This is a genomic window from Desulfonatronovibrio hydrogenovorans DSM 9292 (genome assembly GCF_000686525.1).
Classification (GTDB): Bacteria; Desulfobacterota; Desulfovibrionia; order Desulfovibrionales; family Desulfonatronovibrionaceae; genus Desulfonatronovibrio; species Desulfonatronovibrio hydrogenovorans.
Window position 1 is genome coordinate 257333 of the sequence record NZ_JMKT01000009.1, and the last position, 12641, is coordinate 269973.

Sequence of the window (12641 nt, forward strand, 5' to 3'; positions counted from 1 at the left end):
TCAAACAGATCACCACTTATCCAGAAGACTAAACTTTGGGAATTAGTGATCCGATGGTTTTACAATGTCAAGAAATTCATCCTCGGTAATGATGCGCAGGTTCAGCTCTTTTGCCTTGTCCAGCTTAGACCCAGGACTGTCTCCGGCAACCACCAGGTCCACATTCCTGGAAACAGAGCCAACAACCTTACCGCCCAGCTCTTCCACGAGTTCCTTGGCCCTGCTCCTGGAAAACCTGGACAAGGAACCGGTGAAGATGAACTTCTTGTTTTTCAGGGCCAGGTCTTTTGGCAAGGCCGGCTCATTGACAGGCCAGATCCCGAGTATTTTAAAATCACGGATCAGGTCAAGATTCTCAGGATTCCTGAAAAAATTAATTATGGAAGAAGCTATTTCTGGTCCGATGCCGTCAACTGTCAGTAACTGGCCCTGCTCGGCAGCAGCCAGTTCATCCAGATCCTTGAATCGGGAAGCGAGATCCTTGGAAGTCTGCTCACCAACATGTCTTATACCCAACCCATTTATAATCCGGGCCAGGGTTGTTTTCTTTGCTCCTGCAGCAATGGAATCAAGTAGATTTTGAGCTGATTTTTCCCCCATCCTCTCTAAAGAGAGCAGATCCGTTTTTTGCAATCGAAATATGTCGGTCAGCTTGCAGACTAATCCTTTGCGGACCAGTATGGACACCCATTTTTTACCCAGACCCTCTATGTCCAGGCCTTTGCGGCCTGCAAAATGAATCAGCCCCTGTTCCAGCCTGGCCGGGCACGACAAGTTCAGGCAGCGCCAGGCTGCTTCGTTTTCCAGTCTGATAACAGGGCTGTTACAGGAAGGACAGTTTACTGGAAAGATAAAATCTCTTTCCCTGCCTGTCCGTTCATCTGTTAACGGTTTGACCACACTTGGGATTACATCACCTGCCCTCTGGACCAGGACCATGTCCCCAATTTTGAGGTCTTTGGATCTGATTTCATCCTCATTATGCAGGGTTGCCCTGGATACTGTCACCCCGCCCACATTGACCGGTTCAAGCTGAGCCACAGGAGTAAGGACTCCGGTTCTTCCAACCTGGACGGAAATATTAATGAGTCTTGTCTTTTCCTGCATGGCTGGAAACTTAAGAGCAATGGCCCATCTCGGAGCCTTGGCCGTATACCCTAGCTGGCTTTGCAAGGACAGATCATTAACCTTAATAACCAGCCCGTCCATATCAAAAGGATTGTCCAGGCGTAACCGGGTCAATTCATCAAAGAAAACCCGGAGTTCATCTGTATTCCGACAGATCCTTCCCGTGGGAACCGTAGCTATGCCCATAATGTTCAGGGCCTCAATGATCCGGCTCTGCCGATTCCAGGTATCTTTGTTTTTAAAGCGGACCAGCCCGATTCCGTAAGCAAAGAAATAAAGAGGTCTGGAAGCAGTTACAGTCGGATCAAGCTGGCGAACAGAACCGGCTGCAGCATTTCTTGGATTGGCAAACGGCTTTTGCCCACTTTGTGTTTTGAACGTATTCAGCTCCTCAAATTTTGTCTTTGGTATCACCACCTCTCCCCGTACTTCCAGATAGTCAGGAAGGTCAGCTGTCTCAACCAGTCTTAAAGGGAGATTTTTAACTGTTCTGATATTTGCAGTGACATCCTCTCCTGTTGTCCCGTCTCCCCTGGTGCAGGCCGCTGAGTACCTGCCCTTTTCAAAAATGACCTCAACAGCCAGCCCATCCAGCTTGGGTTCCACCCAAAATTCTGGAACTGATCCGGAAATCTGCTTTTCAATTCTGGAGATAAAAGAAGCAACCTCGTCCAGGGAAAAACAATTATCCAGACTGTACATTGGGATGGAGTGGGTCCTGGGATAGAAGGCTGGTACAGGGGGACCGCCAATTTTTTTGGTGGGGGAATCAGGGTCGTCATGTTCAGGGAAGCTCTCCTCAAGCTGGATCAGCTCTTTGAAGAGACGGTCATACTCAGCATCGCTGATCTCAGGGTCGTCCAGAACGTAATACTGATGATTGTGGTATTCTATAGTCCGTCTGAGTTTTTCGATACGGTTTTTTACCGTTTCAGGCTCAGCCTTCATTTGAGTGTCCACAAAGGATGGATCTTTTTGCAAAACAGATCCAGACAGTTTTCTGATCGGCAATAATCCTTGGAGATTTCCGGTCCATGTTTTCCTTTGCCCATTATCATGACCTGGTCTGACCCTGACCCAGAACCACGAATTTGGCACTGGTCAGTTCTTTGATGCCCATAGGTCCATAAGCATGTATTTTGGAAGTGGATATTCCGATTTCCGCACCCAGACCGAACTGTCCGCCGTCATTAAACCTGGTGGATGCGTTGACAAAAACAGCAGATGCATCCACTTCTCTGACAAAGCGCATGGCCCTTGAATAGTCTGCTGTAAGGATGGCCTCAGAATGATTGGAACCGTACCTGGCAATATGATCCTGGGCCTTGTCCTGCCCTTCAACCACCCGTACAGCCAGAGTCAGGGACAGAAACTCGAATCCCCAGTCATCATCTGTTGCTGGCTGAGCATCTGGCCCCAATAACTCCAAAGACCGTTCACAGGCCTTGAAAAGAACTCCTTCCTGTCCCAACCTGTGGCTTAGCATGGGAAGAAATCGGTCTGCAATTTTCTGGTGTACAAGGAGACACTCAAGGGCGTTACACACCCCTGGCCTTTGAACTTTGGCGTTATGGACTATCTCCAGGGCAACATCAAGATCTGCATCTTCATGAACATAGATATGACAGACTCCTTTGTAGTGCTTCAGCACTGGCATGGAAGCCTGATTGACCACAGCCCGGATCAGACCCTCCCCTCCCCTGGGGATGACCACATCAATATATTCGTCAAGCTTGAGCATCAGGCTGACCGCTTCCCGGTCAACAGTGGGCAGAGTTGAGACCCCGGCTCTGGGAAGCCCTGACCCTTCCAGGGCCCGGGAAATCAGTTCAGCCAATATCTTGTTGGAATGAAAAGCTTCTGATCCCCCGCGCAGGATAACGGCATTTCCAGCCTTGAGACATAATATGGCTGAATCAATGGTCACATTGGGCCTTGATTCATAAATAATGGCCACCACACCAAGGGGAATCCGCATTCTGCCTACCATGATCCCGCTGGGCCTGTTGCGCATATCCTCTATAGCCCCAATTGGATCAGCCATGGCTGCCACTTCTTCACAGGCCGCGGCCATTGCCTCGATGGTCTCCGGGGTGATCCTGAGTCTTTCCGACCTGGCCTGGTCAAGTCCGTTTTCCCGGGCCTTGTCCAAATCCATGGCATTGGCACTTAAAATTTTCTCCTGTTCATTACGCAGCAGTCCGGCCAGGGTGTTCAGGGCCATATCTTTTTGTTTGGTCCGGGCTGATGCCAGGATTCGGGCAGCCTGCTTGGAAGTATGGGCCAGCTGCCTTATCTGTGCTTCAAGGTTCATATTGCTTTCCTCCGTGGTGAATAAATCAGAGCTTAGGGCTGGCAAAGCAGCTGGCTGCTTCCAGCTGCACAAAAACAGATCAGGGCATCAGTATTTTTGCACCAGGACCACACCCATAACCAGAAAAACCACTCCCAGTATTCGCCAGGCATTAATGGGTTGAACAGGATAACCTATCAGCCCAAAATGGTCCAGAATCAGGGAGGTGGCCATCTGGGCTGCAATTAACGAAGCCAGAAGCGTTACCGCTCCAAGCTTTGGGGCAAGAATTATGGTTGTGGTAACAAAAAAAGCACCCATTAAGCCACCGGTCCAGAGCCATAAAGGTAGCTTTGAAAGCATGGGCAGAGACGGCAGAGGCGTACGCATCAACAGGCAGATGCAGGCCAGAGCCAGGGTTCCAACACAAAATGAGACAAGGGCTGCCAGAAAGGGACTTTTGAGATGGCTCCCGAGAATGGCGTTCACCCCTGCCTGAACAGGCATCATGATTCCTGCGACCATGGCGAAAAGAATATAGAATAACTTCATGACCTTCTTCTGGTTCAAGGTTTGGAGATAATTATTCTGGAAAACTTGGCTAACTGCTGCTGGATAATTTTTCAGACTCAGAAAAAGTCATTTCCTGGATCATCGACTTTATGATCTGCCTGTGTTAAAAAATAAAAAAGGAGCTTTCTCTAAAGAAGAAAAATACCATGTCCTCTTACTTCAAGAAAAAGTGCAAATTATGTCTTTCTGATCCAGCAAATATTTAACCAGCTGACCCGAATCTATTTATTCTAGTAAAAACTTTTCAAAACGGCAAACAATGCGCGTCTCCCCAGAAAGAATCCAAAAAGTCAAGACCGGGCCATACACCAAAGGCCCGGTTGTGTACTGGATGAGCCGGGATCAACGGATCTTTCACAATTGGGCTCTGCTCCATGCCCAGGACCTGGCCCTGGATATGGACCGTGAGCTGCGGATATTATTCTGCCTTGCACCTGGTTTTCTAGGGGCTGGTTTCAGGCAGTATGATTTTATGCTCAAAGGACTGCAGGAGTGTTTTACCCAGGCCAGGGAATTGAATATTCCCTTTGACCTGATCTGTGGAGAACCAGAAATATCTGTTCCGAGCTATCTGGACAACCTGAAGCCCGCATTTCTGGTCATGGATTTTGATCCATTGAGGATTAAAAGGGACTGGCAGAAAAAAGTACTGGATAATTCTCGTGTTTCAGCCTGTCTGGTGGATGCTCACAATATTGTTCCAGTATGGACGGCATCGTCAAAACAGGAATATGCAGCCAGGACCATTCGACCCAGAATTCATAAAAAACTGGCTCAGTTTCTTGAGCCCGTTCCAGAAGTAGCTGTTCAGAAAAAAAATACCATAGATTTCCCCAATAAGCCTGATTTTTACCAACATATCCCAACCCATGCAGGCAAGCCAGTTGACTGGATCAAGCCTGGAACTGCTGCCGGATTAAAGCAGCTCGATTTGTTTCTGGCCAAGAGAATTTCCAGTTACAGTGGATACCGTAACGATCCCAACCGCGAGGTATTATCCGATCTGTCCCCTTACCTCCATTTTGGACAGATCTGCTCCCAGACAGTTGCCCTTGAAGTCCAAAAAAATATTGACATACACCCGGAAGACAAGGACGCCTTTCTGGAGGAGATTATCATCAGAAAAGAACTGGCAGATAATTTTTGCCATTTTAATCCTGATTATGACAACTTTCATGGATTGCCCCAATGGGGTCAAAAAACCCTGAACAAACACCGAATTGATCCAAGGCCCTACCTTTATTCCCTGGAGGACCTTGAAAGTTCCAGTACCCATGATGCATTGTGGAATGCGGCCCAGCAGGAGATGATTGTCCGGGGCAAGATGCATGGATATATGCGCATGTACTGGGCCAAAAAAATACTGGAATGGACCAGAACCCCGGAAGAGGCCATTTCCTGGGCAGTGTATCTCAATGACAAATATGAGCTGGATGGCCGTGATCCCAACGGCTATACCGGGATTTTGTGGTCCATGGGCGGCCTTCATGACCGTCCCTGGAAAGAAAGGCAAATTTTCGGTACTGTCAGGTATATGAGTTATGAAGGATGCAAAAGAAAATTCAATATAAATGAATACATTGAAAAGTGGAATAATCCCGGGAGGCGGTCATGAGCTATTTCATACTCGGCGGCACTGGATTCATCGGCAACTTTCTGGTTAAGCACCTTCTGGACCAGGGAGAAGAGGTAACAGCCCTGGTCAGGGATGATTCCAGGATCAAGACCAGGTCACCAGGCCTGAAGCTTATCAAGGGCGATCCTCTCAAACCCGGTCAGTGGCAGAAAGCAGTTCCTGATCACCAAACAATCATCAACCTGGTTGGTTCACCCATAATGGCCAGCTGGACTGATCAGGCCAAAGAAAAGATATTTGCTTCCAGAGTTGATTCCAGCCTGAATGTTGTCTCTGCTTTACAGGACGCTGAACACAAGACATTCATCTGTGCCAATGCTGTGGGATTTTACGGGCCGAGAGGAGATGAAATCATTAATGACCATGTGGGTCCTGGAAGCGGGTTTCTGTCCACAGTGGCTGTAAAATGGCAGGAGGCTGCCCTGGGTGCTGAAAATTTCGGTCACCGGGTTGTAATAACAAGATTTCCAGCTGTTCTTGGCCCTGGAGGCGGAGCCCTGGCCCAGATGATACCGGTGTTCAGGTTCGGTCTTGGCGGAAGACTTGGAACCGGCAGCCAGTGGTTCCCCTGGGTCCATATCCTGGATCTGGCCAGAGCCATGCAGTTTCTGAGTCAGTACAAGGAGATAAGGGGACCGGTTAATCTTTGTGCTCCCAAACCAGTCACCAATGCTCAGTTTACCAGGGCCCTGGGTAAAGCCTTGAACAGGCCTGCTTTTTTTATTGTTCCGGGATTCGGGCTTCGTCTTATCTATGGAGAAGTGGCTGATATGCTCTTATCGGGCCAGAGATGTGTCCCCAAGGTTCTTCATGATGCAGGTTTTAACTTCAGGTTTGAGGATATTGACTCAGCCCTGGCTGATATCATGGCTCGTCTAGCTCAGAAGTAGCCCATGCTCCTGAGCAGGTCCAGGCTCTCTTCCTTGTCTCCTGCCCTCCCGGACCGTTCCTGTCCTGTGGATCTGCAAGTACAGGGCATGCAGCCCAGTGAACTGTACCCATGGTTGTATAGGGTACAGTACGGAAGATTTTTTTGAACGATAAATGACCAGATATCCATTTCAGTCCAGTGCAAAATGGGGTTGATCTGGACATAGTCAGGAGATTGTTTCTGTTCAATCTGGTCCCTGGTGCTTCTGGAAGGATGTTCATCACTCCTGATGCCTGACAAAAGGGTATCGACCTTCAGCTCTGTTATGGCCTGTTTCAGGGGGGTAACCTTTAAATCCCGGCAGCAGTTTATCTTGTCCTTTGCCACTGGGTATTCGGAAATTTCCAGATCCGGTACAACAATGTTGAGTTCAATGTCCCACCTTAAAGCTATTTCATCCCTGAACCGGATGATTTCGGGAAATTTCAGGCCTGTGTCCAGGTTAATGGCTTTTGGCTTGTCATCTACCCCGTTTTCCTCTAAGAAGTGCGTCCAAAGGCTGAGGACCACAGTGGAATCCTTGCCTCCGGTCCAGGCAACATATATATTTTCCGGATCAGAAGAGGACAGAGCCCGCTCAAAAATTCCCTTGGTCAAATTTATTTTTTCCTGCAAATCCATGCTGCTTTTATTACCTTAACCTGGCTGATTATCTTTCACCACAAAACAGATCCCCAAGCAGGTTCATTTATAAATGAAAGGAACATTCGTCTTTATACTCATTTTGTGCCTTACTGCAACCTTTATTGCCTTTAAAAAAGATCCACAGCTCGCCCACGACGGCCTCATCCAGGGTCTCAAAATGCTTTGGAAAATTCTTCCCATCCTGGTTCTGGCCTTTATCCTGGCCGGGATGATGGAGAAAATCATTCCCAGGGATTTCCTGGCCCAGCTTCTGGGATGGGATTCCGGCCTCAAGGGTTTGATCCTGGGAACAATGGCCGGAGCAGTAATGCCTGGAGGACCATTTATTCTCTTCCCCATGATGGCGGTCCTGATGAATGCCGGTGCCGGGATCGGTCCCTTGGTCGCCTTTTTAAGCTCCTGGGCCCTGGTCGGGCTGCACAGAGTAGTGATCTATGAAGCCCCGATTATGGGCTGGAAATTCACATTGGTCAGACTGGGAGCAAGCCTTATTTTTCCAGTGATTATCGGGTATCTTTCAGATGTGATCTGGAGAATGTATTCAAAATTATGACAGCAGGATATAATTCGGTTCAGTCTCTGCAGGTTAAAGCTTGGGGGCTAATCAGCAGGAGGATTTATGGCAAAGTATGACCTGGAGATCTATATCCCGTACATGGGCTGTCCGTGCGGGCCGTCAGCTTCGGAGCAGAACGGTCCTGCTGAAGAATTTCAGCAGGACCTGTCCAGACTCAAGGCCAAGTTCAAAGGAGAATTATCCGTTATAATCTATGCCCTCAACCTGCACCTCAACCAGTTTAAAACCAGAACTGAGCTGGCTGAAATCCTTCAAACCCAAGGGAAAAAAGGTCTGCCTGCTATTTTTGTCAACAATTGTCTGGTGATGCAGGGTGAATATCCTGACCAGAAAAGGCTGGAACACATTCTGTATTCCCTGGATAAACAGTGATGAAAAATCCCGACGTGATCATTGTGGGTGCTGGGCCGGCTGGACTCATGGCTGCTGTTCAATCCGCTGGAAAAGGCCTCAGGACTATTGTTCTGGAGAAAAAACACCTTCCAGCCAGAAAGCTCGGTATCACGGGCAAAGGTCGTTGCAATCTGACCAATACAGCAGATCCCGATCTTTTTTTAAAAAAAATCAGATCAGGCGCAACATTCATTCGATTCAGCCTGGGCCGGTTCAGCAACCATGATCTGGTAGATTTTTTTAATGGGATCGGGGTGGAAACTGTGGAAGAACGGGGTGGAAGGATTTTCCCGGCTTCCCAGAAGGCCTCCACCATAGTCCGGGCCTTAATTAACCAAGCCAGAAAACAAGGAGCAGTTATTTGGACAAACTCCTCAGTCAAAGAGATACTTACAGTGGACGGACGGGTTTCTGGGGTGGTTGTTCTGCAGTCCGGGAATAAAGATGAATCCGGTCCGGTCAGGGAAGAAGTGTTGCTGACCCGGAACCTGATCCTGGCAACAGGCGGGGCGTCCTACCCGGCCACAGGTTCCACAGGAGATGGCTATGTACTGGCTAAGACTCTGGGACATGAAGTTGTGCCCGTCAGACCCGCTCTTGTCCCTTTGGAAACTGCAGATGACCTTGCTCCCAGGATGCAGGGTCTCAGCCTGCGTAACGTGTCTGCTGCAATCCTGGTTCAGAACAAGAAAAAGGATCAGGAATTCGGAGAAATGATTTTCACCCATTTCGGTGTTTCCGGCCCAATTGTCCTCAGCCTGAGCAAAACAGCTGTTCTGGCCCTGGATCAGGGTAAAGATGTCTCTCTGCTCCTGGACCTCAAACCCGCTGTTTCCCATGCCCAGCTCAAGTCAAGAATAGCCAGACTAATGCATGAGCAGGGAAAGAAAAAAATCGTCAACATCCTTAAAGAAATTTTGCCGGTTAAGATGATTTCGGTCTTTCTCCATACAGCAGAAATAGACCCGGATAAACCCGGCAATTTGATTACTGGCCCAGAGCAGCAGAAACTCCGTCTCTGGTGTAAGGAATTGAAGCTGGATATTTGCGGCTACCGGTCTTTTAATGAAGCCATTGTCACCTCCGGAGGAGTAAAGCTTGCTCAGGTCAATCCCAGGACCATGGCCTCAAGACTGGTTGATGGACTTTATTTTGCCGGCGAAGTTCTTGACGTTGACGCAGACACTGGAGGCTACAATCTTCAAGCAGCCTTTTCAACAGGATGGGTGGCTGGGAATTCAGTAGAATAGCCGGACAGTTCAGGTATTGATCCATCCGAGTTCCAGGAATAAATTACCGGCACGATATTTGAATAATACCGGACATGAATATCCAGTCCTTGTTTCAGGCCAAGACACATTCCGGTCATCGCACATCCAGACAGACCAATGGTCGGCTCGAATCAAACAATTATGCATCAGAGCCAGGCAAAATGAACAGAGTAATTTTTCTGCTTGTAATTCTATTCATCCTGGCCGGCAATTCAGGTTGCGCCTACATGGAATCCAGGTTTGAACAACGGGTTGAGCCTCATCTGGACCAGGTTATCTTCTACCAGCGGCCTGTTTTGGAAAAAGCTGCCAGCGGAGTCCATGTCCACCCGGTCAGCCAGGCCCCAGCCCAGATTAAAGCGGTTTTTTTCCCTTTTTACAACAGTCCCAGGACCGGTGGAACTCATGACACCGGCCGGAGAATCGGACATATTTTCTGGCGCACCTGGCTTGGACAGGAAGTTTTTTCCACCATGATCTACCAGGATGCCCAGGAATGGCCGGGCCGGGCCAGGGCTGGACAGACTGCCAGGAGTCTGGGGGCTGATCTCTATGTTATGGGTCAGGTAAACCACTATCTGCATGGTGGGACCCAGAGCACCACTTCAATTGCCATTCTGGTCAACATCTTTTCCGCCCGGGACGACAGCCTGATCTGGTCCATGGAACACGCCGGACGGATGGATAACCGGGGAGAAATGGATTTCATCCTGGCCAAGCGCAGGACCTGGATGCCTGAGTCACCAGAATACGTCATTGTCAACAGTCTGGCATACGAACTGGCTCAACCCGTAAAAATGTGGAGCCATGGTTTCATGTTTGATCAGAACATGCCAAAACTTTCGGACAGGTATTAGTCGGAAAAACTGCCGTCCCCTTCCAGTTCCATCCTGGCTGAAAGATAGGCCATAATATCCTTCAGGGATATGATCCCTAGAAGTTCCCCATTTCTGACCACCATCATCCGGCTGAGTCCTGTCCGGTTCATCTTGCCCAGCACTTTGACCACGTCTTCATCAGGACCAACTGTATTTTCCATAGAGCATTGTCTGGTTATTTCCCGAACCAGGATGCCAGGCCAGTTCTGTCGTTCGATCTCCCCCACCTGCCTGGTGGTAATGCACCCGGTCAGGGTTTTTCCATCCCGGACCGGAAACATCTTAAAGTGGTATCTGTAGACATAGTCTTCTACCAGCTCCTGTAGAGTGATCTCTCCAGGCACGTAAACCGGCTCTTTCATCAGGCTCTGCACTGTTTCCCCTGCCAATGCCCTTTTTACCATAAGCTGACGATATGAATTCTGGGCCACAAATCTGATGAACATTCCAATAACAAAATACCAGAGTCCGCCCACCAGATTCCCGGTCAGCATGTTCAAAAGACCCAGACCGATGAGGACCAGGCCGAAGATAGAACCCATGTTGGCTGCAGTCCTGGTTGCCCAGGGCAAATCTTTTTTCAAATGCCACAGGGCGGCCCGCAATATCCTGCCTCCGTCCATGGGAAAGGCTGGAATGAGGTTGAAGATGGCCAGAATCAGATTGATAAGGGCCAGGTACATGAAAACACTGATAATACCCGGGGCCATTTCCATGCTTCTGGCCAGATCAAAAACCAGGTAAAAGACCAGGGCCAGAAAAAAACTGGCCAGGGGACCGGCAATGGCAATCCAGAATTCGCTTCTTGGGGTCTTGGGATCATCTTCCATCTCAGCCACTCCACCGAATACGAAAAGAGTAATTCCCTTGATGGAAACGCCCATTTTTCTGGCAACATATGAGTGCCAGAACTCATGGAAAACTATGGAAAAAAACAGGCCCAAGGCTCCAAACACCGCCAGGATCCAGTAGTCCATGGTCCTCAGCCCTTCAATATAATGGGGGAAAAAACCTACAGCCAGGGACCAGGTCACCAGCACTGCTATGATTATCCAACTCACATCCACCTTGATTTGGAATCCCATCACCTTGACCAGATTAATACTTTTACCGAACATTGTTCACCTCAATGCAAGTCATTCTTGTTTCAACTCTAGACCATGTTTATCTGCTTACTCCTGCCTGGTCAAACGTGGCCATTTCATTGAATATGTTGGCAGCGCTTTTCAAGATGAAGTAAGCCAGAGCAGCTCCTGTACCTTCACCCAGGCGCATGTCCATGTTCAGAACAGGCCTGGCCTGGATTTTTTCCATGACCATGATGTGCCCCTTTTCAGCTGACAGGTGAGAAAAAAAACAATAATCCTCAACAAAAGGATTAAGTTTCCATGCCGAGACGTAGGCAGCACTAGAAATGAATCCGTCAATAATTACATTCATCCCTTTCCAGGCTCCGCCAAGAATTATTCCGGTCAGGCAGGCTATTTCCAGCCCGCCCAGGGCAGCCAAAATTTTGATGGGATCTTTGCTGTTGAGAATTTCTGCGTTGACCTCCAACCCTTTGGCAATAACCCGGGCCTTTTTTTTGATCCCATCGGACTCAAGGCCTGTTCCTGAACCGGCCAGATCATGAGGTTCAAAACCCAGAAAGGCACAATAAAGAGCTGTGGATGGAGTAGTGTTTCCTATTCCCATCTCACCGGTGCACAAAGTCTTGATTCCTTTTTCATAAGCCTGCTTAGCCAGGTCAATTCCCAGCTCAATTGCTTTTTGGCATTCCAGCTCACTCATGGCCGGGCCGGCAGAGAGATCCCCTGTTCCTGAGCGGATCCTGTTTTGAATCAACAAATCATGACCAGGAAAGGACGGCCCGGCAACACCAACATCCACCACTTTCAACTGCAGGCCGGAAGTCCTGGCCAGAACATTGACGGCAGCACCTCCATTCAGAAAATTGGTGACCATCTGCCTGGTAACTGCCCTGGGAAACAGACTGACTCCGGCCTGGGCCACCCCGTGGTCTCCGGCACAGGTAAAAATGATGCCAGGCTCGACTTCTGGCTTTTTTGCACAACTGATGGCGTATAGTCTGGCCGCCAGTTCTTCCAGCCGTCCCAGACTTCCCCTGGGTTTGGTCAGGTTGTCCAGATGCAGTTCAGCCTTTTTTAAAAGATCCTTGTTGATAGGAGAGATTTCTTTAAGTACATGTTTCAGCATTGTTACTCCCGATATTTTTGGAACTACCCAGTTTGGTTTGAGCAGCTTAGATTTTTTTATTATGAGATCAAAATAACAACCAGTTGAACTGGGGTAAGG

General features: G+C 48.8%; 12 protein-coding genes. 6 read left to right on the plus strand and 6 right to left on the minus strand.

Annotated elements, in window-relative coordinates; genetic code table 11:
• Positions 1-42: 42 nt before the first annotated feature.
• From ligA to P771_RS0106555, 3 genes are all read right to left on the minus strand, one after another.
• A complete protein-coding gene (gene ligA, locus P771_RS16740; protein ID WP_244147299.1) occupies positions 43-2109 on the minus strand; it encodes an NAD-dependent DNA ligase LigA in 2067 nt (688 codons plus the stop codon).
• Between the two features lie 73 nt (positions 2110-2182).
• The gene (locus tag P771_RS0106550) at positions 2183-3442 is read right to left on the minus strand and encodes a glutamate-5-semialdehyde dehydrogenase (protein ID WP_028574517.1); all 1260 of its coding nucleotides are present in this window, start codon (positions 3440-3442) and stop codon (positions 2183-2185) included.
• A gap of 87 nt (positions 3443-3529) precedes the next feature.
• The gene (locus P771_RS0106555; protein WP_028574518.1) at positions 3530-3973 is read right to left on the minus strand and encodes a DMT family transporter; all 444 of its coding nucleotides are present in this window, start codon (positions 3971-3973) and stop codon (positions 3530-3532) included.
• A gap of 280 nt (positions 3974-4253) precedes the next feature.
• Between P771_RS0106555 and P771_RS0106560 the strand changes: the two genes are divergently transcribed.
• Together P771_RS0106560 and P771_RS0106565 are read left to right on the plus strand one after the other, a co-directional pair.
• Positions 4254-5609 carry a deoxyribodipyrimidine photo-lyase gene (locus P771_RS0106560; protein WP_028574519.1) on the plus strand — a complete coding sequence of 452 codons (1356 nt, stop codon included), beginning with the start codon at positions 4254-4256 and terminating at the stop codon, positions 5607-5609.
• A complete protein-coding gene (locus P771_RS0106565; RefSeq protein ID WP_028574520.1) occupies positions 5606-6520 on the plus strand; it encodes a TIGR01777 family oxidoreductase in 915 nt (304 codons plus the stop codon). Before P771_RS0106560 ends, P771_RS0106565 begins: the two co-directional genes overlap by 4 nt.
• On the opposite strand, the gene P771_RS0106570 is transcribed toward P771_RS0106565, so the two are convergent.
• Positions 6511-7182, minus strand: coding sequence for a phosphoadenosine phosphosulfate reductase family protein (locus tag P771_RS0106570; RefSeq protein WP_028574521.1), 672 nt, complete (start codon positions 7180-7182; stop codon positions 6511-6513). The genes P771_RS0106565 and P771_RS0106570 overlap by 10 nt on opposite strands.
• 73 nt (positions 7183-7255) lie before the next feature.
• Between P771_RS0106570 and P771_RS16745 the strand changes: the two genes are divergently transcribed.
• The 4 genes from P771_RS16745 to P771_RS0106590 all read left to right on the plus strand — a co-directional run bounded on the left by P771_RS16745 (position 7256) and on the right by P771_RS0106590 (position 10304).
• The gene (locus tag P771_RS16745; protein WP_084301725.1) at positions 7256-7759 is read left to right on the plus strand and encodes a permease; all 504 of its coding nucleotides are present in this window, start codon (positions 7256-7258) and stop codon (positions 7757-7759) included.
• Positions 7760-7825: 66 nt separating this feature from the next.
• Entirely contained in the window at positions 7826-8155 is a 330-nt protein-coding gene (locus tag P771_RS0106580; RefSeq protein WP_028574522.1) for an arsenic metallochaperone ArsD family protein, read from the plus strand.
• Positions 8155-9426, plus strand: a complete 1272-nt coding sequence (locus P771_RS0106585) for a BaiN/RdsA family NAD(P)/FAD-dependent oxidoreductase (RefSeq protein ID WP_035243997.1) — start codon at positions 8155-8157, stop codon at positions 9424-9426. The genes P771_RS0106580 and P771_RS0106585 overlap by 1 nt, the downstream gene beginning before the upstream one ends.
• 182 nt (positions 9427-9608) lie before the next feature.
• Positions 9609-10304: a hypothetical protein gene (locus tag P771_RS0106590; RefSeq protein WP_150112147.1), complete on the plus strand. Its 696-nt coding sequence runs from the start codon at positions 9609-9611 to the stop codon at positions 10302-10304.
• On the opposite strand, the gene P771_RS0106595 is transcribed toward P771_RS0106590, so the two are convergent.
• The gene (locus P771_RS0106595) at positions 10301-11443 is read right to left on the minus strand and encodes a site-2 protease family protein (protein ID WP_028574525.1); all 1143 of its coding nucleotides are present in this window, start codon (positions 11441-11443) and stop codon (positions 10301-10303) included. The two genes, P771_RS0106590 and P771_RS0106595, sit on opposite strands and share 4 nt — an antisense overlap.
• Positions 11444-11489: 46 nt before the next feature.
• Positions 11490-12542 (minus strand): nicotinate-nucleotide--dimethylbenzimidazole phosphoribosyltransferase, encoded by a 1053-nt coding sequence (gene cobT / locus P771_RS0106600; protein WP_028574526.1) that lies wholly within the window; start codon positions 12540-12542, stop codon positions 11490-11492.
• Positions 12543-12641: the final 99 nt, after the last annotated feature.

Excerpts from the sequence above, each read along its gene's own strand:
- P771_RS0106550 (WP_028574517.1), bottom strand. The coding sequence starts at position 3,442 with ATGAACCTTGAAGCACAGATAAGGCAGCTGGCCCATACTTCCAAGCAG.
- P771_RS0106555 (WP_028574518.1), bottom strand. The coding sequence starts at position 3,973 with ATGAAGTTATTCTATATTCTTTTCGCCATGGTCGCAGGAATCATGATG.
- P771_RS0106560 (WP_028574519.1), top strand. The coding sequence starts at position 4,254 with ATGCGCGTCTCCCCAGAAAGAATCCAAAAAGTCAAGACCGGGCCATAC.
- P771_RS0106565 (WP_028574520.1), top strand. The coding sequence starts at position 5,606 with ATGAGCTATTTCATACTCGGCGGCACTGGATTCATCGGCAACTTTCTG.
- P771_RS0106570 (WP_028574521.1), bottom strand. The coding sequence starts at position 7,182 with ATGGATTTGCAGGAAAAAATAAATTTGACCAAGGGAATTTTTGAGCGG.
- P771_RS16745 (WP_084301725.1), top strand. The coding sequence starts at position 7,256 with ATGAAAGGAACATTCGTCTTTATACTCATTTTGTGCCTTACTGCAACC.
- P771_RS0106580 (WP_028574522.1), top strand. The coding sequence starts at position 7,826 with ATGGCAAAGTATGACCTGGAGATCTATATCCCGTACATGGGCTGTCCG.
- P771_RS0106585 (WP_035243997.1), top strand. The coding sequence starts at position 8,155 with ATGAAAAATCCCGACGTGATCATTGTGGGTGCTGGGCCGGCTGGACTC.
- P771_RS0106590 (WP_150112147.1), top strand. The coding sequence starts at position 9,609 with ATGAACAGAGTAATTTTTCTGCTTGTAATTCTATTCATCCTGGCCGGC.
- P771_RS0106595 (WP_028574525.1), bottom strand. The coding sequence starts at position 11,443 with ATGTTCGGTAAAAGTATTAATCTGGTCAAGGTGATGGGATTCCAAATC.
- cobT (WP_028574526.1), bottom strand. The coding sequence starts at position 12,542 with ATGCTGAAACATGTACTTAAAGAAATCTCTCCTATCAACAAGGATCTT.